Here is a 24,724-nt window from a genome sequence, read left to right as displayed (position 1 = left end):
CGCCGAGTCGCGACATCGAGTCACCACTCGAGCGACATTCGGTCGATTAGTCACGAGTCGATGGCGGCACCGCGAGAGCGCCGGGCTCGAGCGCGCCGCGCGGGAGACCGAGCATGCCTTCGACCGCGTGGGCGAGGGCCGGTGCGCGCTCCGCACCGGCGCTCCAGCGGACGAGCGCCTGCGCGTTGAGTCCGTCGATCATCCCGAGCAACTGCCACGCGGTCTGCGCCGGGTCGTCCGCCGTGAAGTCGCCCGAGCGGACGCCCTCCTCGACGACCTCGAGGATGAGCGCCTGCCATGCATCCATCTGCTCGCGGACCGCCGCGGCGAGAGCCTCGTTCCGGCGGCCGAGCGCCCACGCCTCCACCCACACCAGGGTCACGTCGTCGCGCGTGCCGTCGAGCAGCGTCCGCAGCAGCGCCGCCAGTCGTGCCGTCGGGTCTTCGGCCGACTCCAGCAGCGTGCGCACCTCGACCAGCTCTGCGCCCACGACGGCGGTGAACGCGGCGGCGACCAGCTGATCCATCGCCGGATGGTAGTGGGCCACGAGCGCCGACGTCACGCCGGCCCGGGCGGCGACGCTCCGCAGCGTCACCGCGGCGAGCCCCTCGGCGAGCGCCAGATCGCGCGCTGCCGCGGCGAGTTCGGCGCGGCGCTCGTCCGGCGGTCGGCGGGCTGCTCTTGACATGGTCCGCCCAGTATAGGTACCTTCGGGTCACCTATTGATCATTTGATCAACAATTCGTCGCCGACCACCGGAGGACACGATGACCTGGCGCATGCCCGCAGAGACGGCCCCTCACGAACGCACGTGGATGGCGTTCCCGCGAGAGGGTCTCACCCTCGGCGACGACGTCGCGTCGGCGGAGGAGGCCTACGCCGCCTGGACCGCGGTCGCCCACGCCGTGGCCGAATACGAGCCGATCACCATGGTCGTCGACCCCAGCGAGCGCGAGCGGGCCCGACGAATGCTCGGCACGCACGTGGAGCAGGTGGAGGCGCCGCTCGACGAGTTCTGGATGCGCGACTTCGGTCCGACCTTCGTCGTCGACGGCGAGCGGCCGGGGGTGCTCGGTGCCGTCGACTGGACGTTCAACGGCTGGGGCGACCCGGAGTGGGCCGAGTGGCGGAAGTCCGCCGAGATTGCACGTTTCGTGGCCGGGCGGACCGGCGCCGAACTGGTCAGCTCGCTTCTCGTCAACGAGGGGGGCGGCATCCACGTCGACGGTGAGGGGACCGTGCTGCTCACCGAGACGGTCCAGCTCGACCCGCGGCGCAACAAGTACGCCGACAAGGGGCGCGTGGAGGCGGAACTCGCGCGCACCATCGGAACCACCCACGCGATCTGGCTGCCGCGCGGCCTGACCCGCGACTACGACGACTTCGGGACGAACGGCCACGTCGACATCGTGGCGACCATCCCCTCGCCCGGCACCCTGCTGCTGCACGCCCAGCGCGACCCCGAGCACCCGGACTTCGCTGTGTCGCGCGAGCTGCGCGCGCTGCTGTCGGAGACCACCGACGCCGCCGGCCGCAGCTGGGACATCGTCGACCTCCCCGCCCCGGCGACCCTCCGCGACGAGGAGGGGTTCGTCGACTGGAGCTACGTGAACCACCTGGTTGTCAACGACGGCATCGTGGCCTGCGGCTTCGGCGAGGAGCGGGCGGACGCCGAGGCGACCGAGATCCTGGAGGCCGTCTACCCCGGCCGGCGGGTGACCATGATCGACTCGCGGCCGATTTTCGCCCGCGGCGGCGGCATCCACTGCATCACGCAGCAGCAGCCGGCCCTCCCGGACGCGGTGGAGGAGGCGCGATGACCTTCGACGTTGTCGAGGCATCCATCGCGGACCTCCGGCGAGCCCTGCAGTCGGGCGAGAGTACGAGCGAGCAGCTGGTCGAGACGTACCTGGCGCGGATCGAGGCCTACGACGTGTCGGGCCCGCGGCTCAACGCGGTCGTCGTCCGCAACACCGACGCCCTCGCGGAAGCGCGCGCCTCCGACGAGCGGCGCGCACGCCGGGAGACACTCGGGCCGCTGGACGGCATCCCGTACACCGCCAAGGACAGTTACCTGGCGCGCGGGCTGACGGCGGCGGCGGGTTCGCCGGCGTTCGAGCACCTCGTCGCACAGCGGGACGCCTTCACCATCGAGCGCCTGCGCGCGGGCGGCGCGATCCTGCTCGGACTCACGAACATGCCGCCGATGGCCAACGGCGGCATGCAGCGCGGCGTCTACGGGCGTGCCGAGTCCCCCTACAACGCCGACTACCTGACGGCGGCGTTCGGGTCGGGGTCGTCGAACGGCTCCGGGACGGCGACCGCAGCCTCCTTCGCCGCCTTCGGCCTGGGCGAGGAGACCTGGTCGTCGGGTCGCGCGCCTGCCTCCAACAACGCGCTCTGCGCCTACACACCGTCGCGGGGGGTCATCTCCGTCCGGGGCAACTGGCCGCTGGTGCCGACGATGGATGTGGTGGTGCCGCACGCCCGGACCATGGCCGACCTGCTGGAGGTGCTCGACGTCATCGTCGCCGACGATGCCGAGACGCGTGGGGACTTCTGGCGCGCGCAGCCGTGGGTTACGCTCCCGCCGGCCTCGGAGCTGCGGCCCGCGTCGTACCCGCGGCTTGCCGGGGACGCCTCGCTCGCCGGGCGCCGGTTCGGCGTGCCCCGGATGTACATCAACGCGGACCCCGAGGCCGGGACCGCGGAGCACCCGGGCATCGGGGGCCCCACCGGTCGGCGCATCGAGACGCGACCGTCCGTCGTCGCCCTCTGGGACGCCGCCCGCCGCGACCTCGAGGCCGCCGGTGCGACCGTGGTCGAGGTCGACTTCCCGGTCGTCTCGAACTACGAGGGCGACCGGCCGGGCGCTCCGACCATCGCGACCCGCGGCCTGGTGACGCCGGAGTTCCTGCGGCGCGAGATCGTCGACCTCTCCGCGTGGGCGTGGGACGACTTCCTGGCCGCGAACGGCGACCCGGCGCTCCGCACGCTCGCCGACGTCGACGGCGCACGCATCTTCCCGCAGCCGGAGGGCGCGCTCCCGGACCGGTACGACGGCTTCGAGGACGACATCGCCGACTACCCCGCCTGGGTGCGCGCGCATCCCGGGACGACGCTGGACGACATCCCGGAGCTCGCCGACGGCCTGCGCGGCCTGGAGGAGACGCGCCGGGTCGACCTGGAGGAGTGGATGGATGCGCTCGGCCTCGACGCTGTGGTGTTCCCCGCGGTCGCGGACGTGGCGCCGGCCGACATGGACGTGAACCCCGCCTCCGCAGACCTGGGCTGGCGCAACGGCGTGTGGGTCGCGAACGGCAACCTCGTGCCGCGGCACCTGGGCATCCCCACGGTGACGGTGCCGATGGGCACGATGGCCGACATCGGGATGCCGGTCGGGCTGACCTTCGCGGGCCGAGCGTACGACGACACGGCACTGCTGTCCCTCGCCGCCGCCTTCGAGGCGACGGGCCGGCGCCGCACCGAGCCGCCGCGCACCCCCCGCCTCGGCTAGCCCCGCCCCGCGACCTCGGCGATTCGTCACGAATGTGCCGAATCAGCGCGTCATTCCGCACATTCGTCACGAATGTGCGCCTCGCGCGACTCAGCGGGCGACGCCGACGGGGCGGTTCGCGGTGTCGGGTCGGTCGAGCGCCTCGAGCATCGCGGCGGCGAGGTCGGCCCGCGACACCGTGAACCCGCGCGGCACAGCACCGCCGACCACGGTGCGGTACCGCCCTGTCGCCGGGCCGTTGGTCAGCATCGGCGGGCGCAGCGCGGTCCAGACGGCGTCCGACGCGGCGAGCGCCTCCTCCATCTGCCGCAGATCGTCGTAGACCGGCCGCAGCACGCGCCCGACGATCGGGAGGGCGATCCTCCTGCTGATGAAGCTGTCGTCTGCCGCGGGGGCACCTACCGGCGCTGCGCTGATGACGACGATGCGTCGCGGTGCGGCGGCGAGGATGTGCCGCGTCGCGGGGGCGGCGGCGGGGGCATCGGCACGCGAGCGTGGGCCGATCGCCGACAGAACCGCGTCGCCATTCGCGATCACTTCGCGCACGGCCGCGGTATCGGCCAGATCCGGCACGATCCGTTCGGCGACGCCGCCCGGCATTCCGGTCGGCCGGCGCACTACGGCGGTGACCTCGTCGCCGCGCTCCAGCGCCTGTGCGACGAGTTGAGCGCCGGTTCGTCCGCCGGCTCCGAAGATGACGAGTCTCATTTCGTCATGGTAGGTGATAATCACAGCGCAGTGCAATCACCCCTTGGTACGATTTTGGGATGCCGGAACCGGAGATCCTCCCCCTCGAGTCGCGAGCCAGCTTCCTGCTCTCGCAGCTCGGACTGCAGAGTGCGCAGCGCTTCACGGCCGCGCTCGCGCCGCTCGGGATCACCCCCAACCGCTTCGGCGTTCTGGCTCAACTCGCCCGCCAGGAAGGCCGGACGCAGCAGGAACTGGCGACCGCCCTCGGCCTCCACCGCAACTCCATGGTCGGGATGATCGACGACCTCGAGGAGCGCGGACTCGTCGAACGCAGACGACACCCGGACGATCGTCGCGCCTACGCCATCCACTTGACGCCCGCCGCCCGCGCAGTGCTCGCGGAAGGGGATCAGCTCGCCGCCGAGCAGGAAGAGACTCTGCTGGCGCCCCTCGACGCCGACCAGCGCGCGCGCTTGCTGGAAACCCTCACTCTTCTGGTCGCCGCCGCCGGCTACCGCGCCGGCGTCCACCCCGGTATCGACGGACGGCACTGACGCGGTCGCGCGGCACGGGTCCCCCTGAAGGTGGATGCGGATGGGCCGCCGGGGGGACGCGCCGGCCCTGCAAGGGCTGCGAACGTGGAGTCATGCCCTCCACGAAGTCGCGCCTGCTCGGCCCCGCACTGTCCGTCGCCGTCGCATCCCTCGCCCTGAGCCTCGCGCTCTCGGGATGCTCGGCCGCGACCAGCGGCGCGCTCGCGCTACCGGCGAGCGCGAGCGGCACGGTGCCGCACGGCGGCGGCGACCTCACCGACGACGATGGCTACATCGCGGAGGGCTCCTCGCTCCGACTCGACAGCGACCTGCCCGCGGTGGCCCGCCTCGATCCCCGGCTGCGCGCAGCTCTGCAGGATGCGCAGCAGGCAAGGCAGCAGGAGGGCGGCGGATCCGACATCACCATCGCCGACGGCTGGCGGTCCGAGCGCTACCAGGAGCACCTTTTCGCGCAGGCGGTGCGCGACTACGGCAGCGAGGACGAGGCCGAGAAGTGGGTCAAACGCGGCAGCGACTCGGCACACGTGCGCGGCGAGGCGGTGGACATCGCGGACGCTGGCGCGATGGACTACCTCAACCGGTACGGCTCCGCCTGGGGCCTGTGCCAGGTGTACGCCAACGAGGCCTGGCACTTCGAGCTGCGCACACGGCCCGGCGGCGAGTGCCCCGCCCAGTCGGCCGACGGCCGGGGCTGAACGTCAGCAGATCTCGGTTCCCAGAGCGGTGCTGGTCCCCACCTGGATGGCCGTCACGGTTCCGCCGCCGTGGAGGTCGCGGAACAGGATCCAGCGGGTCCCGTCCGTGACCCCGTAGGTGGGAAGCGCGCTCTGCACCACGACCCGCAGGTCCGGGTAAGCGGCCTTCACCTGGTCGATGGTCGAGCCGATCCCGATCCCCGAAGTCGTGTGGGGCAATCGAGCGACGTCGGCCGCACCCGGCACCCCCGCGCCCGTCGAGGCAACCTCCGACGCCTCCGCCCGGGACGGGTCGGCCGCACTCGGCCGGACGCTCGCCGTCAGGTCGCCGCTCACCGTGTAGACGTAGGCGGCGCACTGAGCGCCGGGCGTTTCCAGCTGCTGGAAGGGGGCCAGCTCGCCGGGAACATCTGCCATCGCAGCCCCAGACGCCATCGGCCCGATCGCGTCGAAGGACACGATCCACGTTGCCGGATCCGCGGGGTCGGTCGACGGCGCCGAAGCCGTGGGAGTGGCGGACGGCGTCGCGGACGGCGTCGCCGATCCCGATGCCGTTGCGGATGCACGCGGCGTCTCCGCATCCGCGACCGCTCCCGTGCATCCGGTCACCGACGCTGCGAGCGCCACGGCGAACACGAGCGCGAAACCGCGCGACCTCACTCCTGCCACAACCATCCCCCTTGGTATCACAACAGCCGTCTGGCGACCCCTGGCGGCAGCATAGCGGCGCTCTCACTAAACTGGAGCGCGTGTCCAAGGTATTGAGCAGTCTGCCCGTCGGTGAGCGAGTCGGTATCGCGTTCTCGGGAGGGCTCGACACCTCCTGCGCGGTCGCATGGATGCGCGAGAAGGGCGCTGTGCCGTGCACCTACACCGCCGACATCGGCCAGTACGACGAACCCGACATCGGAGCCGTCCCCGGGCGCGCGAAGGAGTACGGGGCGGAACTCGCACGACTGGTGGATGCGAAGCGCGCGCTGGTCGAAGAGGGCCTGATCGCTCTGCAGTGCGGCGCGTTCCACATCCGCTCCGGCGGCAAGACCTACTTCAACACCACTCCCCTCGGCCGAGCGGTCACCGGCGTCATGCTCGTGCGCGCGATGATGGACGACGGCGTCGAGATCTGGGGCGACGGCTCCACCTACAAGGGCAACGACATCGAGCGGTTCTACCGCTACGGCCTCATCGCCAACCCGCGCCTGCGCATCTACAAGCCGTGGCTCGACGCCGCGTTCGTGGAGGAGCTCGGCGGCCGTAAGGAGATGAGCGAGTGGCTCGTGGCCCGCGGCTTCCCGTACCGCGACGCGACCGAGAAGGCGTACTCGACGGACGCCAACATCTGGGGCGCCACCCACGAGGCGAAGCGCCTGGAGGAGTTGGATGCCGGACTCGACATCGTCGACCCGATCATGGGTGTCGCCGCCTGGCGCGACGACGTCGACGTGACGCCGGAGACGGTGACCGTCCGCTTCGAGGCCGGCCGTCCGGTCGCGATCAACGGGGTGGAGTTCTCCGACCCGGTGGCGTTGGTGCTCGAGGCGAACGCGATCGGCGGCCGCCACGGACTGGGCGCATCCGACCAGATCGAGAACCGCATCATCGAGGCGAAGAGCCGCGGGATCTACGAGGCCCCGGGCATGGCGCTGCTGCACATCGTCTACGAGCGCCTCCTGAACGCGATCCACAACGAGGACACCGTCGCCAACTACCACAACGAGGGCCGCCGCCTCGGGCGTCTGATGTACGAGGGCCGCTGGCTGGACCCGCAGTCGCTGATGCTTCGCGAGTCGCTGCAGCGCTGGGTCGGTTCCGCGATCACCGGCGAGGTCACGCTGCGTCTGCGCCGCGGCGACGACTACACGATCCTCGACACCACCGGTCCGGCGCTCAGCTACCACCCGGAGAAGCTGTCGATGGAGCGCGTCGGCAACTCGGCCTTCGGCCCTGGCGACCGCATCGGCCAGTTGACCATGCGCAACCTCGACATCGCCGACTCCCGTTCGCGACTGGAGCAGTACGCGGCGGCCGGCCTCATCGGCGGACCCACCGGCGAGCTGGTCGGCGAGCTGGAGGAGGGCCGCGCCCGCGCCATCCTCGAAGGCGTCGAGTCCGTGGACGAGGTGCTGTCCCGCGAGATCGACCTGAGCTCCGAGGGCGCGGCCTTCGACTCCGGCACCGACTGAGGGCAGGCGTCTCAGCGGCCTCCGCGCGGGGCTCCGTACGTCTCGGCGGTGAGCAGCCGGTAGGACCGGTCGACGATCTCCTCCAGCACGCCGAGGTCGATGTCTGCCAGGCGTTTCACGTACAGGCAGCCGACGCCTGCGGTGTGCGGGCCGAGCGCGGCGAGCAGGCCGGCGTGCCGCTCGACGCCGTCGGAGAGGTAGATGCTGATCGCGCTCGAGCGCGGTGCGAAACCGGCAGCGGCGGCGGTACCGCTGTGCCCGCTCGGATAGCGGTACGCGTAGTGGCCGAAGCCGACGATCGAGGGATGGTGCAGCGCCGCCGTCTCGCCGGTGACGCGCTCGAACAGGAGGATCAACTGCAGGGCCTCCTGCCGCCGAGGGGCGGGAAGAGTCTGTAGGAAGTCGGCGAGTGCGATGCTCATACCCTTGAAGACGCAGCGCACGGCCTCCCATGACGCCAGAGCATCCGTACGATGAGGATATGGACACGCGCGCGGCGGAGGCCGAGGAGCACCGCCCCGAGAACTGGCCGCTCGGCCGGCTGCTCGGGGCCGCATCCCGTGCGGTCGAGCGCGCCTGGGCGGAGGCGCTGGAGGAGCGCGGGCTGACGCACGCCGGCCTGATCGTGCTGCACCTTCTGGAGCTGGGATTCGACTCGCAGTCGGACCTCGCTCGGATGGCGCACGTGGAGCCGCAGACCATGTCGCGCACGGTCGACCGCCTGGTGCGGGAGGGACTCGTCACGCGCACGCCCGACGCCGGCGACCGCAGGCGCCACGTCCTGGCGATCACCGAGGCCGGCCGGACCGCGTTCGCGGGGGTGCGGGGACTCGAGGACGACGTCTTCCCCGACGTCGACGACCCCGCCGCGCTGCGCGCCGCCCTGCTGCAGATCGTCTCGGCGCGTTCATGACGACGCTGCACCGCGTCGCCGTGCTGGTACTGGAGGGCGCGAAGCCGCTCGACGTCGGCATCCCTGCCCAGGTCTTCTCCCACCGGCCGAGCATGCCGTACGAGGTGCGGGTCTGCGGAGCCGCACCCGGGCTGGTGACCGGGGGCGACGGACTCTCGTACCACGTGGCCGACGGGCTGGACGCGCTGGCCCAGGCGGACACGGTGTTCGTGCCCGGGTATCGCAACCCGGCGTCCGCCAGCCCTCCCGCTGCCGTCGTGGGTGCGCTGCTGGCCGCCCACGAGCGCGGGTCGCGACTGGCCGCGATCTCGACGGGCGCCTTCGCCCTCGCGGCCACCGGGCTGCTCGACGGCAAGCGGGCGACCACGCACTGGCACTACACGCGAGCGTTGGCGGAGCGGTATCCCTCGGTCCGGGTGGATGAGAACGTGCTCTTCGTGGACGAGGGCGACATCCTGACGTCCGCCGGGGCCGCCTCGGGTATCGATCTGTGCCTGCACCTGGTGCGCCGCGATCACGGGGTCGCACTGTCGAACCGGGTCGCCCGGCGGCTCGTCGCGGCGCCCTACCGGAGCGGCGGGCAGGCTCAGTACGTGCCGCGCAGCGTGCCCGAGCCGCTCGGTGACCTTTTCGCGGAGACCCGGGATTGGGCGCTCGCCCACCTCGCCGAGCCGCTGACCCTGGAGGCGCTCGCCCGCAACGCCAACGTGTCGGCGCGGACGTTCTCGCGACGTTTCGTCGAGGACACCGGCTACACCCCGATGCAGTGGGTGCTCCGCGCCCGCGTCGACCTGGCGCGCGAACTCCTGGAGCGGAGCGACCTCGGCGTCGAGCAGGTCGCCGCCCGCGTGGGACTCGGTACCAGCGCGAACCTCCGCCTGCACTTCCAGCGCATCCTGGGCACGTCGCCCACCGAGTATCGGCGCACCTTCTCCGCCTGACGCCCTCCCTCCCGGGGCGCCGTCCACCCGAGTTGCGACATGATGTCGCAACTCGACGCGCGAAAGGGCAACGACTCACGTCTCGCGCACCGGAGAGGGAGGGAGGAGGGAGGGAGAGGGGAGGTACGTGGCGGGATGCTTGCGGTGGGTGGCAGAAAGCGTGGCGCGATGCTTGCGGAGCATGTCGTTCACGCCTCTGGCGAGCCGCACATTCGGCACAGAACATGGATGCGGCACACGAAAGGAACCCCATGACCCGCATCGCCATCAACGGTTTCGGCCGAATCGGCCGCAACACCCTCCGCGCCCTGCTGGAGCGCGACTCCGACCTCGAGGTCGTCGCGATCAACGACCTGACCGCCACCGCGACCCTCGCCCACCTCCTGAAGTACGACAGCTCCCTCGGCCGCCTCGGCCGATCAGTCGAGGTCGACGGGGACAGCCTGGTCGTCGACGGCCGCCGCATCCGCGTGCTCGCCGAGCGCGAGCCGGCCGATCTCCCCTGGGCCGAGCTGGGGGTGGATGTCGTGCTCGAGTCCACCGGACGGTTCACCTCCGCCGAGGCCTCCCGTGCGCACCTCGCCGCCGGCGCCAAGCGGGTCCTGGTGAGCGCGCCCGCCGACGGCGCCGACGTCACGCTCGCCTACGGCGTGAACACGGATGCCTTCGACCCGGAGCGTCACGTCATCGTCTCCAACGCATCCTGCACCACGAACGCCCTGGCTCCGCTCGCCAAGGTCCTGGACGACCTCGCGGGCATCGAGCACGGCTTCATGACGACCGTGCACGCGTACACGCAGGAGCAGAACCTGCAGGACGGCCCGCACCGCGACCTCCGCCGCGCCCGCGCCGCCGCCGTGAACATCGTGCCGACGACGACGGGCGCCGCCAAGGCGATCGGGCTGGTGCTTCCGCAGCTCGACGGCAAGCTCTCGGGCGACTCGATCCGCGTCCCCGTCCCGGTCGGCTCCATCGTCGAGCTGAACACCACCGTGGCCCGCGACGTCACCCGCGACGAGGTGCTCGCTGCCTACCGCGCCGCGGCCGACGGGCCGCTGCTCGGCATCCTGGACTACGCCGACGAGCCGCTCGTGTCGAGCGACATCACCGGCCAGCCTGCGTCCTCCATCTTCGACGCCGCCCTCACGCGCGTGGATGGCCGCCACGTCAAGGTCGTCGCCTGGTACGACAACGAGTGGGGTTTCTCGAACCGCGTGGTGGACACGTTGGAGCTGCTCGCGCGCGCCTGACCGCGGGGCGACGGCCGCGCGGTCGTGACCGCAATACCCTCGAAGCGGACACTGTCTCTCCACGTGAACGGCTGCGGAGTTAGTCTGCACGGATGTTCGGGAAGCGTCGCACTCTCTTGGTGGGTCTGGCTCGCGTCAGCGCGGTCTGTCTGGCCGTGGCGGCCATGGTCGTCGGTGTGGGCATGACGGCACCCGCGAACGCGGAGTACGCTTCGGGCGGGTCCGGTCGGTACAAGGGGTCGATCGACTGGTTCGAGTGGGGAGCTGACCATGTGGCGATCGCTCCCGAAGGGGGCGTCCGCACCAATACCCGGCTCATCAACGGACACCCCCTGACCACGACGTGCGGGCTCTCGAACATCGCGGGCGAACTCGAAACCTATGCTTCCGGGCGCTGGGAAGGCGACGGCTTCGACGATCTGTACAACGTCGACGGTACCGGCGACGCCAACAACCTGGTGGCAGGAATCGCCAACGCCGTCGACGACGCGCTGGTGAGCTTCACCTTCCAGTGCTCTGTCACCTTCGACGGGGTGCCGGTGCCCACGCGCGGCCTGGTCGTCGCCGACGCGGAGGCGAGCAATGGCGCCTTCCCGACCGGCGAGTACATCGAGGTGACGCCCCTTCAGCCGACGACGTGGCGGGTCATCGACCGCTACCGCGGGGCGAACTGCAACGCGTCCGTGGAAGCCACCCGCACCGTGACCTCCCTGGCGCTGGCGGTGGATGGTCCGGAGTGCTTCTACACCGACGGGGAGCCGGGTGGTCCGACGGCCGTCCTGTTCATGGAGGGTGCCAACAGCGCGTCCGTGACCCTGAAGGGCGGTTTCCGGACCGCGGTCGCGCTTGGCGTGGTCCTGCAGGCCGACTTCGGCGACGCTCCGGCCGGCTATCCCGTCTCGGGTGCACTGTTCGAGCCCACCTGGGAAGGCGGAGAGCTCCCCTTGGGCCCGACGCTGGTGTCGGGAGACGACTTCCCACTGGCCACCCTCGGAACCGCCGCCCCCCGTCTCGGCGCCCAGATCGACTCCGAAGCGACACCGTTGGTCAGTGCGACGGCAACCGGCGACGACCTCGACTCCAGCGACGACGAGGATGCCGTCTCCGCTCCTGTTTCGGCGGCCGTCCTGCCCGGTGATACCCACTCCGTCGGCGCCGTGCCCTGCACCGGGCCCGGCTTCGTCCGCGGCTGGATCGACTGGAACGCAGACGGCGCATTCGACGACGATGAGGGCTCCGCGACGGTCGAGTGCACCCAGGGCACCGTCGATCTGAGCTGGTCGGTGCCCGCAGATGTCGCCTACGGCGACTCGTTCCTCCGGCTGCGGATCGCTGCCACGCCCGAAGAAGTGGCCACCCCGAGCGGCCTGGCCCTCCACGGCGAGACCGAAGACCATCAGGTCACGGTCTCGCGACCCACGGCTGCGCTGGCCCTGGTGAAGACCGGCACCCTGAACGATGCGGACCACGACGGACTCGCGGACAGCGGCGAGACCATCCAGTACACGTTCCTGCTCACGAACACGGGCGAGGTCGCGCTGTCCACCCTCACGGTGACGGATCCGAAGGCAGGCTCGGTGAGCTGCCCCGTTGGAACTCTCCAGCCGGGGTCGTCCACCACGTGCACCGCCGACGCGCTCTACACGGTGACGGATCAGGATGTCCAGGCGGGCCAGGTCGTCAACACCGCCACGGCGAACGGCGACGTCCCTCCCGGTGTGGCTCCGATCGACCCCCCGAGTTCCACGGCGATCACCCCGACCCAGCGCATCCTCTCGACGCCAGGGGCCACTCCGTCGCCGGGCACCACCATCAGCGCGGTGACCCCGGCCGGCCGGCTGCCCTCGACGGGCTCCGATGTGCCGACCGCGGTACTCGCCGTCACCGCGATGCTGGTGCTGACCGGGGCGCTCCTCCTAGCCGCCGGACGCCGACGCCGCACATCGCGCTGACGCCGGCGCGTTCAGGCCTCCTCGCGCGGCACCTTCACGGTGAGGCTGGACGGGTCGACCCAGGTCCGTAGGGCGGAGGCCCGCCCGAACAGGTCACCGTCCAGCTCCACCTCCTCGGCCCGGCTGAGACGCATGACGAACTCGCTTCCCTTGAAGTAGTTCATCGCCCGCACTTCGCGGTCGGCGCCCATCAGGCGCCGGCCCACCGACGTGCGGCGCAGCACGCCGTTCTCCCAGAAGATCTTGACGGCGATCTGCACCCACCCGACGAAGCCCTCGGGCCGCAGCACGATGATGTCGAACTCGCCGTCGTCAACGGCCGCATCCGGCAGCAGCAGCACGTTGGCGGGCAGCGAGCCGCAATTGCCGATGAGGACGGTGTGGGCGCGCGCCGAGTGCCGGGTGCCCTTGTCGAGCTGGTACCGGATGCGCAGCTCGTTCTTGTCGCGGAGCACCGTTCCGATCGCCTTCACATAGGCGAGCCAGCCGTGCCGAGCCTTGAGATCGTCGTCCGTCGCAGCGATCATCTGCGCGTCGATGCCGACACCCGCCATCACCAGGTAGGCGTGGCGACGGAGCGGCGCGTCTCCGTCGCGCAATTCGATCACGCCCATGTCGATCTTCCGGTCCCCGCCGTCGAACGCCGACGCGAGCGCGTTGTCCATGTCGTCGAGCGTCAGATCGAGGTTGCGTGCCAACAGGTTTCCTGTGCCCGACGGCAGCAGCGCGATCGGAACGCCGGTGCCGCGGAGCGTTTCGGCCACCGTGCGCACGGTGCCGTCACCGCCCGCGGCGATCACCACGTCCGCGCCGCGTTCCAGGGCCTCTTTCGTCTGGCCGGTCCCCGGGTCGTCCTCGGTGGTCTCGAGCCAGAGCGTCTCGGCCCAGCCCCACCGCTTCTCGGCGGCGGCGAGAGCCTCGCGCAGGGCGGGCTCATCCACCTTCACCGGGTTCACGACGATCGCTGCGGTCCTCGGTTGCTCGGGCATACTCCGGACAGTACCGGCGATGGGGCGACTCCGTAAGCGGTCGGGAGCAGGGAGTGGGCCGGCTCAGGGCTGGACAGGCGACCCATCAGGGCTTGTCTTTGCCTTTTCCGCCCTTGTCGCCCTTGCCGTTGCCATTGCCGTTGCCCTTGCCGTTTCCGCCGTTCCCCGGATTCTGCGGCTGCGGGGCCGGCGCGGGAGCCGGAACCGTGGCAGGCTCCGGCGCCTGCGTTTCCGGCGTGACCGCCGGGGCGACGGTGGTGGCGGGCGCTTGCACGCTCGGCGTCGGGCGCGGGGTCGTCGGCACCGACTGCGGCTCCTCCGCCGGCGCCATCATGCTCCCGAGCGCAAGAGTGGACGCGACGACCAGGACCGATCCCGCGACGGCACCGGCCGCGACGATCCCGCGCCTGCGACGATTCTCGGGCTGTGCGCGCTGCGGCCGGCGGACGGGCAGGATGCGCGTCGCCGCCGTCCCGCCGGCAGCAGCAGCAGCAGCAGTCCCGACCGGCACGCCACCGGGTACGGTCATGGCCGCCGTCGCGACATCCTCCGGCGCCTCGGGCACCCAGCCGGCGAGCTGCGGAGCCAGCTCCCTGGCCATGATCGCGACCTCCAGCGCGGTCGGCCGCAGCTCCGGATCGCGCGAGGTCATGGCGCCGAGGAGCCCGCGCCAGTCCTCGGGGAGGGATGCGGGGATGCGCGGGTCGCGGGCCGCTCGGGCGGCGACCGCCTCGACCGGGGTGCCCGGGTACTCGCGCACGCCGGTCAGGGCTTCGAGCGTGACGAGCCCGAGGGAGTAGATGTCGGCGGCCGGGCCGGGCTCGCCGCCGAAGATCTGCTCCGGGCTGAGGTAGCCGGCGGTCCCGATGACGGTCCCGATCGTGGTGATGCGCTCGGAGCCGACGAGGTGGGCGATGCCGAAGTCGGCGAGCTTCACGACCGCCCTGCCTCCGGGCACGCTGGAGTCGGCGAGCAGAATGTTCCCCGGCTTCAGGTCGCGATGGACCATTCCGGCGTCGTGCACGACCACCAGCGCCTCGGCGATGCCTGCCGCGATCTCCACCGCCTCGTCCGCCGGACGGGGGCCGCGCTCCAGCCGGCTGCGCAGGTCCTCCCCGTCCACCACCTCCATCACCAGGAAGCTGGGCGTGGTGTCGCCGTCCGCGGCGAAGTGGGCGTCGTGGAGCGAGACGAGATGTGGATGGCTCAGCCGGGCGAGCATCGTCGCCTCGGTGCGCCGACGGGCGTCGTCGACCGCGGTCCCTGGGGCGAACAGCTTGACCGCCACCTCCCGGCCCAGGCGCAGGTCGAGCGCGCGGAAGACCGTCGCCATCCCGCCACGACCCAGCCGGTCGTGCAGCTCATACCGCTCGAGGAGCACTCGTTCGTCCACCGCGCGAGCATACGCGCTGATCCTGTGTCCGTGAATCCGCCGACAGTCGGGTCCACCCCGGTTGCATCCGGGAGCGGCCAGGGCCTCACTAGGAGGAGTGAAGCACGAACCGGAAGCGACTCCGCCCGACACGGGCGTTCTCGAGGCGCTGCAGGTCTACCGTGCCGCCGAAGCGGCGATGCGTCGGCGCACGGGTTCCGCGATGGGAATCGGCGAGAACGACCTGCTCGCGCTCCGACTGATCCTGGACAACACGGCGCTCGGGCGCCCGACCTTCGCGAAGGACCTCAGCGCCTATCTCGGCGTCTCGAGTGCGTCCACGACCCTGCTGGTCGATCGACTCGTCCGGGGCGGCTTCGTGGAGCGACGGCCGAGCCGCACCGACAAGCGGTCCGTGGAACTGCTCCCGACCCGCGCGGCCCTCGGCGACACCGGTCCCCTTCTCGCAGCTGCCCAGGAACAGATCGCAGCGGCCACGGCGGAGTTGAGTGCGGACGAGGCCGAGACCGTGACCCGGTTCCTTACCAAGATGCGTGAAACGGTCGACCGCATCGCCGCCGAGCGGATCGCTAGGACGAAACGAACTTGAAGTCAAGGGGATTGCTAGGCATTTGAAGTAGTTGTTTCCTGGATGCGTCTAGGAAAGGACATTTCTCCATGAACATCCTGCTCATCGTCGTCGCGATCATCGCGATCATCCTGCTGCTCACCGGTGGATTCGTTTCCTCGCTCAACTTCCTGCTCTGGGTGGGAATCATCCTGCTCGTGCTGGCTGTGATCGTGTGGCTGGTGCGCCTCCTCACCGGGAGCCGTCGAGTCTAGGTAAGGGGCACCCATGAGTCTCGGCGCAGGCATCTTCCTCGTCGTGGTGGGCGCGATTCTCGCGTTCGCCCTGAACTTCCAGGTCAGCTGGATCGACCTGCACCTGGTGGGATACATCCTGATGATCGCCGGTCTCATCGGCATCATCATCGGGATCGTGCTCCTCACCCGGCGTCGCACCTCCGTTGCAACAACCCGCACGGCCGTCGATCCTGCGACGGGCGAGCGAGTCACGCGCCGGACGGGCGAATCGGACGACATCGTCTGACACCTCCCCTCTTGATGACAGAAGACCCCCGTGCCGTTATGGCGCGGGGGTCTTCTGCATCCGGCGTCGCTCACTCCATGGTGTCGAGGATGCCCACCAGGTCGTCGTAGGTCGTGAGCGGGTTCAGGATGGCGAACCGGGTGTTGGGCCGTCCCGCGTGCGAGCTGGGCGTGACGAACGCGCGCTGGTCGTCCAGCAACCGCGCCGACCACACCGCGTAGTCTTCCTTGCTCCAGCCCTCGCGCTCGAACACCACCACCGAGAGCTGCGGACGGCGCACCAGGCGGAAGCCGTCGCGTCGCTCGATCTCGTCGGCGATCCGCTCGGCCAGGCCGATGGATGCGGTGACCGCCTCACGGTAGGCGGCCGCGCCGTGCGAGGCGAGTGAGAACCAGAACGGCAGCCCACGCGCTCGCCGGGTGAGGTGCGCCGCGTAGTCGGACGGGCTCCACTCGGTGTTGTCCGTGAGCGTGTCGAGGTACTCGGCGTGCTGCGTGTGCGCGCGGCGCCCGGCCTCGGGATCGCGGTAGATCAGCGCGCAGGCATCGAACGGCGCGAACAGCCACTTGTGCGGATCCACGATGACGGAGTCGGCATGCTGAACACCGTCGAAGCGAGCCCGCGCGAGGGGCGACAGCATCCCGGCGAGCCCGTAGGCGCCGTCGACGTGCAGCCAGAACGAGTGGTCGGCCTTCAGCGCCGCCACGGACGCGATGTCGTCGACGATGCCGAAGTTGGTGGATCCCCCGGTCGCGACCACCGCGAACACCTGGTCGCCGTACTCCTCCAGCGCGGGACGCACGGCGTCGCCGGTCAGCACGCCGGACTCCCCCGGCGAGACCGCGACGACATCCACGTCCATCACCCGGGCGGCGGAAGAGATCGAGGAGTGCGCTTCGGCACTGCAGACGATCACCCAGCGGCCGGACGGGTTGCCCCGCTCGGTCCGCGCGGCGTCGCGTGCGGCGACCAGCGCGGACAGGTTGCCGAGCGTGCCGCCCTGCACGAAGACGCCTCCGGCGGTCGCGGGCAGCCCGAATTCGGCGGCCAGCCAGGAGAGCACCTGGTTCTCGGCGTAGACGGCCCCGGAGCCCTCCAGCCACGATCCGCCGTAGACGGCGCTGGCCGAGACGACCAGGTCGAACGCGGTGGCCGCCTTCGTCGGCGCGGTCGGGATGAACGACAGGTAGCGCGGGTGGTCCGTCGTGATGCAGGCCGGAGCGAGCACGTGCTCGAAGAGCGCCAGCGCGCGCTCGGCGCCGATGCCGGTCTCCGAGACGGTCTGGCCGGCGAGCCGGCGCAGCTCGAACTCGGGCAGCGGCTTGTCGAGCGGGGTGTCCTCGCTCAGGATGCGCCGGCGCGAGTAGTCGAGCACGAGATCGACGAGCTCGCGGGTCTCGGGCGTGACCGCGTGCATGCGATCGGGGGACGGGGTGGGCTGCTGGGACATGAAACCTCCGACGGACATGCTTTCACACGTAACGAGCATGCGTTTGGCCCTCAACGCAGGAATAGTGCGCGTTAGAGGGCCTTACGCAAGGTAACTGCGTCTGCGATCGCGACTTCGCTCATCCTGATACGTTCGTTCGGTGAGCGACACACCCGCCGCCGACATCCGGACCGACGCCTCGCTCGTCGATCATCTCATCGCCGAGCAGCACCCCGACCTCCGCGCGGAGCTCCGTCTCGTCTCCGACGGGTGGGACAACCAGCTCTACCGTCTGGGCGAGCGGTTCGCGGTGCGCGTGCCGCGGCGAGAGGTCGCCGCCCATCTCATCGAGCACGAGCAGCAGATGCTGCCGGGGATCGCGGACCGCGTCAGCGTGCCCGTCCCCGTCCCCGTCCGCGTCGGGGTGCCGTCCGAGCTCTTCCCGTGGCCGTGGAGCATCATCGAGTGGTTCGAGGGGACGGACGGCGCCTCGGTGGATGCGGAGGCCCGCGCCGGTCTCGCGGAGCCGCTCGCCCGCTTCGTGGGCGAGCTGGCCATCCCCGCGCCGGACGCCCCGCGGAACCCGGTGCGCGGCGTTCCGCTGGCCTCCCGGCACGATGCCGTCAGCATGCGGCTGCGCTCGCTCTCCGGACGAATGGAGGTTGCCCATCTGGAGGAGGCGTGGCGCAGAGCCATCGACGCTCCGGTGTGGGACGGCCCGCCGATCCTGCTGCACGGCGACCTCCACCCGGGCAATCTGGTGCTCGGCCCGGATGGCGGCCTGGCCGCTGTGCTGGACTTCGGGGACGTGACCTCCGGCGACCCGGCGACCGACCTCGCGACGGCGTGGCTGACTTTCGACGGCGACGCGCGCGGGCGCTTCCGACGGGCGCTGGAGCACCAGCCCGATGCCGCGACCTGGCGCCGTGCGCGGGGCTGGGCGGTGGCCATGGCCTCCGCTCTCGCGACGGCGTCGGACGACAACCCGCGCATGGCGTCGCTCGCCCGCCACACCCTCGTGCAGCTGGAGGAGTGAGCGGCCGGAGACCGGGTTTGGTGCGGTGCTACAGCCCGCGCTCGTGCGTGGAGCCGGTCACGGGCTGGCCGTCCTCGTCGATGGCGATGAGCCCGCTGGAGCTCGCCGCGGCCGTGGCCAGCCGCTCCACCCATTCGCGATCGAGCGTCGGCGGGCGCGAGCCGCTGTAGCGGAAGCGGAGCGGGATCGACGGATCGATCCAGATCGTGGTGCGGCCGTCGCCGTTCTCGGCGGCCTCACGCCAGCTCAGCGCGAACGACTCCTTGCGCCGGAGCTTCGAGACGATCACGACCTCGAGGTGTGCGAGCACGCGATCCTCGAACGAGATCTGCGTGCTGCTGTCGTACATCATGTATCCCACCGGGTACCTCCCCGCTCACCGTAGCCGAAACGGAGGAGCCCGTGGCCGGATCGGCCGCGAACTCCTCCGTTTCTGGATGCTGCGGGTCTACCAGTCGTTCCCCACGCGAATCAGCTTCTTGTTGACGAACTCGTCGGCGCCGAAGCGGCCGAGCTCACGGCCCGAACCGGAGCGCTTCACGCCGCCGAACGGGAGTTCGGCGCCGTCGGCGAGGACGACGTTGACGAAGACCATGCCGGCCTCGATCTGGTTCGCGACGCGCTCCGCCTGCTCCTTGTCGGTCGTGTACAGGTACGAGCCGAGTCCGAAGGGGGTGTCGTTCGCGATGCGGACCGCCTCCTCCTCGTCCTTGGCGCGGAACACCTGAGCCACCGGCCCGAAGAACTCCTCCTGCGACGCCGGGTTCTCGGGCGTCACGTCGGTGAGGACGGTCGTCTCGAAGAAGGCTCCGTTGCGGCCGCCGCCGCGCACCAGCGTTGCGCCGTTCTCGACCGCGCGCTTCACCTGCTCGTCCAGGTTCTCGGCCGCCTTCAGCGACGAGAGCGGCCCGAGGGCCGACTCCTCGGACGTCGGGTCACTGGCCTCGACCTCGGCCAGCTTGGCCGTGAACTTCTCGAGGAACGACGGGTAGAGCTCGTCGATGACGACGAACCGCTTGGCCGCGTTGCAGGACTGGCCGCTGTTGTCGAGGCGCGCGTCCACTGCGCTCTGCACCGCTGCATCCAAGTCGTCGGTGGAGAGCAGGATGAACGGGTCGGATCCGCCGAGCTCCAGCACGACCTTCTTCAGGTTGCGGCCGGCGATCTCGGCGACCTTGGCGCCGGCGCGCTCGGAACCGGTGAGCGAGACGCCCTGGACGCGCGGGTCGGCGATCACCGTCTCGATCTGGTCGTGGTCGGCGTAGATGTTGATGTAGGCGCCCTCGGGGAAGCCCGCATCCAGGAAGATCTGCTGGATCGCCGCCGCCGACTCCGGGCACTGCTCCGCGTGCTTGAGCAGGATGGTGTTGCCGATCACCAGGTTCGGGCCGGCGAACCGGGCGACCTGGTAGTACGGGAAGTTCCACGGCATGATGCCGAGAAGCACGCCGAGGGCGGAACGGCGGACGACGGCCGAGCCGTCGCCGTCGAGCAGCTGGATCGGCTCATCCTTCAGGAACTCGTCCGCGTGGTCGGCGTAGTACTCGTAGATCGCGCCCGCGAAATCCACCTCGGCGAGCGCCTGCTCGACGGGCTTGCCCATCTCGAGCACGATGATGTCCGCGAGCTCCTGGCGACGCTCTACGTGGAGCTCGCCGACGCGCCGGATGAGCGCTGCGCGCTCCTGCCCGGTGGTCGAGCGCGACCAGGTGCGGAAGGTGTCGTCCGCGGCGGCGATCGCTGCCTGAAGATCGGCGTCGCTGATGGTGTCGAAGGTCTTGACCGTCTCGCCGGTGGCGGGGTTGGTCACGGCGTAGCTCATGGCACTCCTCAAATCTTCGCTGAAACGGGGCTTCGCTGAAACGGGCTCCGCTGAAACGGGTCTGGCCCATGCTCACAGTACGGCCTCCGGAGTGCCTGTGACCCGCCACATCGTCCAGGATCGGGCGCACTCCTCGACATTACGTACAGCAGGGGCGTTGACGTCGGCCAGTCAGAGCGTTGGATGGCGAAGGGACCCGACGGAAGGCAGAGGAGACACCATGGCGACGGTGAGCGAGTTCGTGATCGAGCGCATCCGGGAGTGGGGTGTGCGGCGGGTCTTCGGGTTCCCGGGCGACGGGATCGGCGAGTTCGACGGGGCGCTCGGGAAGGCCGAGCGTGCGGGTGAGGGCCTGGAATACATCCGGCCGACCCACGAGGAGATCTGCGCCTTCATGGCGACGGCGCACGCCAAGTTCACCGGAGAGGTGGGCGTGTGCATCGCCACCTCCAGCCCCGGCGGCTTCCACCTGATCAACGGGCTCTACGACGCCAAGATGGACAACCAGCCGGTGGTCGCGATCGTCGGCCAGCAGGGACTGGACTCGCTGGGCACCTTCAACCAGCAGGAGAGCAACCTGGAGCGGACGTTCTCGGATGTCGCCGCGTACGTGCAGACCATCGTCTCGCCGGCCCAGGCGCAGGCGGTCGTCGACACCGCGTTCCGAACGGCGATCACCCGCCTGCAGCCGACCGTGATCATCCTGCCGCACGATGTGCAGGGCCAGAAGATGGTCGAGCCGGGTGCGGAGATGTGGCAGTCGCGGTCGAGTGCGGTGGCACCCTCCACCGCCATCGCGCCGCCGCAGGACCAGCTCCAGGCCGCTGCGGACCTCATCAACGCCGGCGAGCGCGTCACCTTCCTGGTGGGACACGGTGCGAACGGTGCGACGGCCGAGGTGCTGGAGGCGGCGGAGCTCGCCGGTGCCGGGATCATCACGGCGCTGCGCGGGAAGCAGGTCGTGCCATCGGATGTGCCGTACCACACCCAGCAGCTGGGCCTGCTGGGCTCCCGGGCCAGCTACACGCAGATGAAGGAGTGCGACACCCTCGTGCTGCTCGGCACGAACTACCCCTACGGGCAGTTCCTGCCCGCGACGGGTCAGGCGCGCGCGGTGCAGATCGACCTGCGCCCCGAGCAACTGGGGCTGCGGTATCCGACCGAGGTGAGCATGTGGGCGGACGTGAAGACCGCGCTGACCGGCCTGCTGCCCCTGCTGACGAGGAAGACGGACCGCTCGTGGCAGGAGAAGGTCGCGGCCGACATGGCCACGTGGGACGACGAACTCGCCGCGCAGGCGGAGCAGACCTACGACGACGGCGTCAATCCGAGACGGGCGTACCGGGAGCTGAACAAGCGGCTGCCGGCCGGCGCGGTCGTCACGGCCGATGCCGGGACCAGCGCGGACTGGTACGGCCACTACATCCGGCTGCACGATGGGATGCTCGGCGACCTCTCCGGGCGGCTGGCGAGCATGCTCGCCGCGATGCCGTACGCGGAGGCGGCCAAGTTCGCTTATCCGGACCGCACGGTCGTCTGCACCATCGGCGACGGCGCCTTCCAGATGCTGGGCATGAATGAGCTCATCACCCTCAAGAAGTACCTCTCGCGCTGGCCCGACCCGACCTTCATCGTCCTTGTGCTGCACAACGACGATCTGGCGCAGGTGTCCTGGGAGATGCGCACCGAGGACGGCAACCCGGTGTGGTCGACCTCGCAGGACGTCGAATCGGTCGACTACGCCGGCTGGGCGCGCCTGCTGGGCTTCAACGGCATCACGGTCACCAGCGACGACGAGGTCGCAGCCGCCTGGGACGCTGCCTTCGCCCACCGCGGCGTCACGCTCATCGACGCGCACACCAGCCGGAACGTTCCGCCGCTGCCGCCGCACATCACCGCCGAGTTCGCGGTCAATACCGCCAAGGCACTGCTGAAGGGTGACCCGGAGGGGCTCGGAGCGATCAAGGACTCCGCGACGTCGCTGATCACGGAGGGGGTGGAGCGGGTCAAGGGCGCTCTGCACCGCGACCACGGCGACGACGACGACTGAGCGACGAGGAGCCGGTCGAGTCGGCGGAACGCCCTGGCGGAGGGGCCTTCGCCGCCGCCGCCAGGGTCGCTCCACACGAGGGCGGCGTTACTGCCCGAGCGTGAGGAGCACGTCGTCGCCGGGAGCGGCGGGGACGAAGTCCGCGGCAATCTCGGCGCGACCCAGGAGCTCGGTCATGCGGCGCTGGCGCTGCTTCGGGATGAGCGTGACGACGGTGCCTTGCTTGCCCGCGCGGCCCGTACGGCCGGACCGGTGCAGGTACGTCTTGTACTCGTCCGGTGCGTCCGCCTGGATCACCAGGTCGATGTCGTCGACGTGGATGCCGCGGGCGGCGACGTCGGTCGCGACCAGCACGTTCACGCGACCGCTCGTCAGCTGAGCCAGGTTGCGCGTGCGGCGCGACTGGTTCAGGTCGCCGTGCAGGCTGACGGCGGGGATGCCGGCGTCGTCCAGCTGGTCGGCGAGCATCTCCGCGAACGCGCGGGTGCGGGCGAAGACCAGGGTCTTGCCGTCGCGGTCGGCGAGCTGCTCGATGATGGCGCCCTTGTCGCGGTGCTCGATCACGAGCACGCGGTGGTCGATGGTGGAGGAGTTCTGGTCCTCACCGGCGACCTCGTGCACGGCCGGGTCGACGAGGAACTCGTCGACCAGCTTGGCGACGCCCGAGTCGAGCGTGGCCGAGAAGAGCAGACGCTGGCCGCCCGGAGCGGTGTGGCGCAGGATGCGCTGCACCGGCTCGAGGAACCCGAGGTCGCACATGTGGTCGGCCTCGTCGAGGACGGTGATCTGCACCTCGCTGAGGTCGAGTCGGCCCTGCTCGAGCAGGTCCTCGATGCGGCCAGGCGTGCCGATCACGATGTCGACACCGCGCTGCAGCGCACCGACCTGGCGACCCTGCGGGACACCGCCGTAGATCTGCGTGGTGAAGAGACCGACGCTGCGCGCGATCGGCTGGACGGTGCGGTCGATCTGGAGCGCGAGTTCACGGGTCGGCGCGAGGATGAGCGCGCGCGGGGCGCGGCCCAGCTGACGCTTGCCGCCGGCCTTGCCGGAGTCGGCCCAGAGCTGCATGAGACGCTCGGCGAGCGGGGCGCCGAAGGCGATCGTCTTGCCGGAGCCGGTGCGGCCGCGGCCGAGGACGTCCTTGCCGGCGAGCACGTCGGGCAGGGTGGCGGCCTGGATGGGGAACGGGGTGTCGGCGCCCAGGTCGGCGAGCGCGCGGACGATGTTGCCGCCGAGGCCGAGGTCGGCGAAGGTCACGCCTTCGACGTCCTTCGCCTGGATGGCGTCGGCCTCGAGACGCTCGAGCACGACGTCGTCGGTCGGCACGAAGGCCGGCTTCTCGTCGCGCGACGGGTAGAAGGACGAGTCGCGGCGCGGGCGCTCCGCACGGTCGTCGAACTGACGACGCGGTCGGTCGTTGCGGTCACCGAAGTCACGGCGGGGACGGTCGGCACGGTCGTCGAAGGAACGACGCGGGCGGTCATCCTGGTCGCGGCGCGGGCGCTCAGCGCGGTCATCGAACTGGCGACGCGGACGCTCCGTGCGGTCACCGAAGTCACGACGCGGACGGTCGGCACGGTCACCGAAGTCACGACGCGGTCGCTCTTCCTGGTCACGACGCGGACGCTCCGTGCGGTCACCGAAATCACGACGCGGACGCTCGGTGCGGTCACCGAAATCACGACGCGGACGCTCCGTGCGGTCACCGAAATCACGACGCGGACGCTCCGTGCGGTCACCGAAATCACGACGCGGACGCTCCGTCCGGTCACCGAAATCACGACGCGGACGGTCGTCCTGGTCGCGACGCGGGCGGTCCGCACGGTCGTCGAACGACCGGCGCGGCCGGTCCTGACGCTGCGAGCGGTCCTCCCACTCGCGCTCGGTGCGGCGCGCGTCCTTGCCGCGGGGCTCCCAGTTCGGGCGCTCCCCACGCTGGGTGCTGCCACCGCGCTGGCCGCTGGTGCCGCGGCCGGCGTTGTCGTCACGGGTGCCGTAGGTGGAGCGGCCTCGAGCGGCGCGCTCCTCGGTGCTCCAGCGAGCCTTCTTGGCGTCGGCCGCCGGCTCCTCAGCGCGGTAGCCGCGGTGCTTCGGGCTGCGGCTGCCGCTCTTCGGGGCGCCGCCGCGAGAGGGCTGCGATCGTCGGTCATTGCTAAATCCGGGCATGGATGTGCTTCCTGGGTTATGTCGAGTGCTCGGCGGCACGCCTGAGCGCAC

The 24,724-nt window shown here is 70.7% G+C and carries 24 protein-coding genes; 14 read left to right on the top strand and 10 right to left on the bottom strand.

Annotation, left to right across the window (positions count from 1 at the left end):
• Positions 1-46: 46 nt before the first annotated feature.
• Positions 47-688, bottom strand: coding sequence for a TetR/AcrR family transcriptional regulator (locus P3F85_RS01170; protein ID WP_374009439.1), 642 nt, complete (start codon positions 686-688; stop codon positions 47-49).
• 79 nt (positions 689-767) lie between these two features.
• On the opposite strand from P3F85_RS01170, the gene P3F85_RS01165 reads away from it, so the two are divergent.
• Both P3F85_RS01165 and P3F85_RS01160 read left to right on the top strand, forming a co-directional pair.
• Positions 768-1,820, top strand: a complete 1,053-nt coding sequence (locus P3F85_RS01165; RefSeq protein ID WP_374009438.1) for an agmatine/peptidylarginine deiminase — start codon at positions 768-770, stop codon at positions 1,818-1,820.
• On the top strand, positions 1,817-3,517 hold the full coding sequence (locus P3F85_RS01160; RefSeq protein ID WP_374009437.1) for an amidase: 1,701 nt from the start codon (positions 1,817-1,819) through the stop codon (positions 3,515-3,517). The genes P3F85_RS01165 and P3F85_RS01160 overlap by 4 nt, the downstream gene beginning before the upstream one ends.
• Positions 3,518-3,607: 90 nt before the next feature.
• Here P3F85_RS01160 and P3F85_RS01155 read toward each other — a convergent pair whose 3' ends face one another.
• Complete coding sequence (locus P3F85_RS01155; protein ID WP_374009436.1) at positions 3,608-4,225, bottom strand: NAD(P)-dependent oxidoreductase; 618 nt, start codon at positions 4,223-4,225, stop codon at positions 3,608-3,610.
• Positions 4,226-4,284: 59 nt separating this feature from the next.
• Here P3F85_RS01155 and P3F85_RS01150 point away from each other — a divergent pair, with 59 nt between their 5' ends.
• Complete coding sequence (locus P3F85_RS01150; RefSeq protein ID WP_374009435.1) at positions 4,285-4,761, top strand: MarR family winged helix-turn-helix transcriptional regulator; 477 nt, start codon at positions 4,285-4,287, stop codon at positions 4,759-4,761.
• A gap of 92 nt (positions 4,762-4,853) precedes the next feature.
• Positions 4,854-5,456 (top strand): M15 family metallopeptidase, encoded by a 603-nt coding sequence (locus P3F85_RS01145; RefSeq protein ID WP_374009434.1) that lies wholly within the window; start codon positions 4,854-4,856, stop codon positions 5,454-5,456.
• A 3-nt stretch (positions 5,457-5,459) separates the two neighbouring features.
• Here the strand turns inward: P3F85_RS01145 and P3F85_RS01140 are convergent, their stop codons facing one another.
• Positions 5,460-6,125: a hypothetical protein gene (locus tag P3F85_RS01140; RefSeq protein ID WP_374009433.1), complete on the bottom strand. Its 666-nt coding sequence runs from the start codon at positions 6,123-6,125 to the stop codon at positions 5,460-5,462.
• Positions 6,126-6,205: 80 nt separating this feature from the next.
• On the opposite strand from P3F85_RS01140, the gene argG reads away from it, so the two are divergent.
• Entirely contained in the window at positions 6,206-7,639 is a 1,434-nt protein-coding gene (argG, locus tag P3F85_RS01135) for an argininosuccinate synthase (protein WP_374009432.1), read from the top strand.
• A gap of 11 nt (positions 7,640-7,650) precedes the next feature.
• On the opposite strand, the gene P3F85_RS01130 is transcribed toward argG, so the two are convergent.
• On the bottom strand, positions 7,651-8,061 hold the full coding sequence (locus tag P3F85_RS01130; RefSeq protein ID WP_374009431.1) for a DUF1801 domain-containing protein: 411 nt from the start codon (positions 8,059-8,061) through the stop codon (positions 7,651-7,653).
• A gap of 59 nt (positions 8,062-8,120) precedes the next feature.
• Between P3F85_RS01130 and P3F85_RS01125 the strand changes: the two genes are divergently transcribed.
• From P3F85_RS01125 to P3F85_RS01110, 4 genes are all read left to right on the top strand, one after another.
• Entirely contained in the window at positions 8,121-8,552 is a 432-nt protein-coding gene (locus P3F85_RS01125) for a MarR family winged helix-turn-helix transcriptional regulator (RefSeq protein ID WP_374009430.1), read from the top strand.
• Complete coding sequence (locus P3F85_RS01120) at positions 8,549-9,493, top strand: GlxA family transcriptional regulator (protein WP_374009429.1); 945 nt, start codon at positions 8,549-8,551, stop codon at positions 9,491-9,493. The genes P3F85_RS01125 and P3F85_RS01120 overlap by 4 nt, the downstream gene beginning before the upstream one ends.
• 251 nt (positions 9,494-9,744) lie before the next feature.
• The gene (gene gap, locus P3F85_RS01115; protein WP_374009428.1) at positions 9,745-10,743 is read left to right on the top strand and encodes a type I glyceraldehyde-3-phosphate dehydrogenase; all 999 of its coding nucleotides are present in this window, start codon (positions 9,745-9,747) and stop codon (positions 10,741-10,743) included.
• A 92-nt stretch (positions 10,744-10,835) separates the two neighbouring features.
• Entirely contained in the window at positions 10,836-12,695 is a 1,860-nt protein-coding gene (locus P3F85_RS01110; RefSeq protein WP_374009427.1) for a CshA/CshB family fibrillar adhesin-related protein, read from the top strand.
• An 11-nt stretch (positions 12,696-12,706) separates the two neighbouring features.
• On the opposite strand, the gene P3F85_RS01105 is transcribed toward P3F85_RS01110, so the two are convergent.
• Entirely contained in the window at positions 12,707-13,684 is a 978-nt protein-coding gene (locus tag P3F85_RS01105; protein WP_374009426.1) for a diacylglycerol kinase family protein, read from the bottom strand.
• 85 nt (positions 13,685-13,769) lie between these two features.
• Positions 13,770-15,077 (bottom strand): serine/threonine-protein kinase, encoded by a 1,308-nt coding sequence (locus P3F85_RS01100; protein ID WP_374009425.1) that lies wholly within the window; start codon positions 15,075-15,077, stop codon positions 13,770-13,772.
• A gap of 97 nt (positions 15,078-15,174) precedes the next feature.
• Between P3F85_RS01100 and P3F85_RS01095 the strand changes: the two genes are divergently transcribed.
• The 3 genes from P3F85_RS01095 (at position 15,175) to P3F85_RS01085 (ending at position 16,167) form a co-directional block, all read left to right on the top strand.
• Positions 15,175-15,666, top strand: a complete 492-nt coding sequence (locus P3F85_RS01095) for a MarR family winged helix-turn-helix transcriptional regulator (RefSeq protein ID WP_374009424.1) — start codon at positions 15,175-15,177, stop codon at positions 15,664-15,666.
• A gap of 68 nt (positions 15,667-15,734) precedes the next feature.
• Entirely contained in the window at positions 15,735-15,899 is a 165-nt protein-coding gene (locus tag P3F85_RS01090; RefSeq protein WP_374009423.1) for a hypothetical protein, read from the top strand.
• A gap of 13 nt (positions 15,900-15,912) precedes the next feature.
• Positions 15,913-16,167, top strand: a complete 255-nt coding sequence (locus tag P3F85_RS01085) for a DUF6458 family protein (RefSeq protein WP_374009422.1) — start codon at positions 15,913-15,915, stop codon at positions 16,165-16,167.
• Between the two features lie 70 nt (positions 16,168-16,237).
• On the opposite strand, the gene P3F85_RS01080 is transcribed toward P3F85_RS01085, so the two are convergent.
• Positions 16,238-17,635, bottom strand: coding sequence for an aspartate aminotransferase family protein (locus tag P3F85_RS01080; RefSeq protein WP_374009421.1), 1,398 nt, complete (start codon positions 17,633-17,635; stop codon positions 16,238-16,240).
• Between the two features lie 121 nt (positions 17,636-17,756).
• Here P3F85_RS01080 and P3F85_RS01075 point away from each other — a divergent pair, with 121 nt between their 5' ends.
• Positions 17,757-18,632: an aminoglycoside phosphotransferase family protein gene (locus P3F85_RS01075; protein ID WP_374009420.1), complete on the top strand. Its 876-nt coding sequence runs from the start codon at positions 17,757-17,759 to the stop codon at positions 18,630-18,632.
• Positions 18,633-18,660: 28 nt separating this feature from the next.
• On the opposite strand, the gene P3F85_RS01070 is transcribed toward P3F85_RS01075, so the two are convergent.
• Entirely contained in the window at positions 18,661-18,981 is a 321-nt protein-coding gene (locus P3F85_RS01070) for an ATP-dependent DNA ligase (RefSeq protein ID WP_374009419.1), read from the bottom strand.
• Between the two features lie 99 nt (positions 18,982-19,080).
• Positions 19,081-20,454, bottom strand: coding sequence for an NAD-dependent succinate-semialdehyde dehydrogenase (locus P3F85_RS01065; RefSeq protein WP_374009418.1), 1,374 nt, complete (start codon positions 20,452-20,454; stop codon positions 19,081-19,083).
• A gap of 220 nt (positions 20,455-20,674) precedes the next feature.
• Between P3F85_RS01065 and P3F85_RS01060 the strand changes: the two genes are divergently transcribed.
• The gene (locus tag P3F85_RS01060; protein WP_374009417.1) at positions 20,675-22,504 is read left to right on the top strand and encodes a thiamine pyrophosphate-requiring protein; all 1,830 of its coding nucleotides are present in this window, start codon (positions 20,675-20,677) and stop codon (positions 22,502-22,504) included.
• Between the two features lie 87 nt (positions 22,505-22,591).
• Here P3F85_RS01060 and P3F85_RS01055 read toward each other — a convergent pair whose 3' ends face one another.
• Positions 22,592-24,673, bottom strand: a complete 2,082-nt coding sequence (locus P3F85_RS01055; protein ID WP_374009416.1) for a DEAD/DEAH box helicase — start codon at positions 24,671-24,673, stop codon at positions 22,592-22,594.
• Positions 24,674-24,724: the final 51 nt, after the last annotated feature.

Origin of the sequence: Leifsonia sp. T36S-04 (assembly GCF_042465655.1) — a bacterium.
Classification (GTDB): Bacteria; Actinomycetota; Actinomycetes; order Actinomycetales; family Microbacteriaceae; genus Leifsonia.
This window is presented reverse-complemented; position numbering and strand designations above follow the sequence as displayed.

Excerpts from the sequence above, each read along its gene's own strand:
- P3F85_RS01060 (WP_374009417.1), top strand. The coding sequence starts at position 20,675 with ATGGCGACGGTGAGCGAGTTCGTGATCGAGCGCATCCGGGAGTGGGGT.
- P3F85_RS01165 (WP_374009438.1), top strand. The coding sequence starts at position 768 with ATGACCTGGCGCATGCCCGCAGAGACGGCCCCTCACGAACGCACGTGG.
- P3F85_RS01125 (WP_374009430.1), top strand. The coding sequence starts at position 8,121 with ATGGACACGCGCGCGGCGGAGGCCGAGGAGCACCGCCCCGAGAACTGG.
- P3F85_RS01155 (WP_374009436.1), bottom strand. The coding sequence starts at position 4,225 with ATGAGACTCGTCATCTTCGGAGCCGGCGGACGAACCGGCGCTCAACTC.
- P3F85_RS01110 (WP_374009427.1), top strand. The coding sequence starts at position 10,836 with ATGTTCGGGAAGCGTCGCACTCTCTTGGTGGGTCTGGCTCGCGTCAGC.
- P3F85_RS01160 (WP_374009437.1), top strand. The coding sequence starts at position 1,817 with ATGACCTTCGACGTTGTCGAGGCATCCATCGCGGACCTCCGGCGAGCC.
- P3F85_RS01090 (WP_374009423.1), top strand. The coding sequence starts at position 15,735 with ATGAACATCCTGCTCATCGTCGTCGCGATCATCGCGATCATCCTGCTG.
- P3F85_RS01170 (WP_374009439.1), bottom strand. The coding sequence starts at position 688 with ATGTCAAGAGCAGCCCGCCGACCGCCGGACGAGCGCCGCGCCGAACTC.
- P3F85_RS01130 (WP_374009431.1), bottom strand. The coding sequence starts at position 8,061 with ATGAGCATCGCACTCGCCGACTTCCTACAGACTCTTCCCGCCCCTCGG.
- P3F85_RS01055 (WP_374009416.1), bottom strand. The coding sequence starts at position 24,673 with ATGCCCGGATTTAGCAATGACCGACGATCGCAGCCCTCTCGCGGCGGC.
- gap (WP_374009428.1), top strand. The coding sequence starts at position 9,745 with ATGACCCGCATCGCCATCAACGGTTTCGGCCGAATCGGCCGCAACACC.
- P3F85_RS01105 (WP_374009426.1), bottom strand. The coding sequence starts at position 13,684 with ATGCCCGAGCAACCGAGGACCGCAGCGATCGTCGTGAACCCGGTGAAG.
- P3F85_RS01145 (WP_374009434.1), top strand. The coding sequence starts at position 4,854 with ATGCCCTCCACGAAGTCGCGCCTGCTCGGCCCCGCACTGTCCGTCGCC.
- P3F85_RS01070 (WP_374009419.1), bottom strand. The coding sequence starts at position 18,981 with ATGTACGACAGCAGCACGCAGATCTCGTTCGAGGATCGCGTGCTCGCA.
- P3F85_RS01120 (WP_374009429.1), top strand. The coding sequence starts at position 8,549 with ATGACGACGCTGCACCGCGTCGCCGTGCTGGTACTGGAGGGCGCGAAG.
- P3F85_RS01080 (WP_374009421.1), bottom strand. The coding sequence starts at position 17,635 with ATGTCCGTCGGAGGTTTCATGTCCCAGCAGCCCACCCCGTCCCCCGAT.
- P3F85_RS01150 (WP_374009435.1), top strand. The coding sequence starts at position 4,285 with ATGCCGGAACCGGAGATCCTCCCCCTCGAGTCGCGAGCCAGCTTCCTG.
- P3F85_RS01065 (WP_374009418.1), bottom strand. The coding sequence starts at position 20,454 with ATGAGCTACGCCGTGACCAACCCCGCCACCGGCGAGACGGTCAAGACC.
- P3F85_RS01085 (WP_374009422.1), top strand. The coding sequence starts at position 15,913 with ATGAGTCTCGGCGCAGGCATCTTCCTCGTCGTGGTGGGCGCGATTCTC.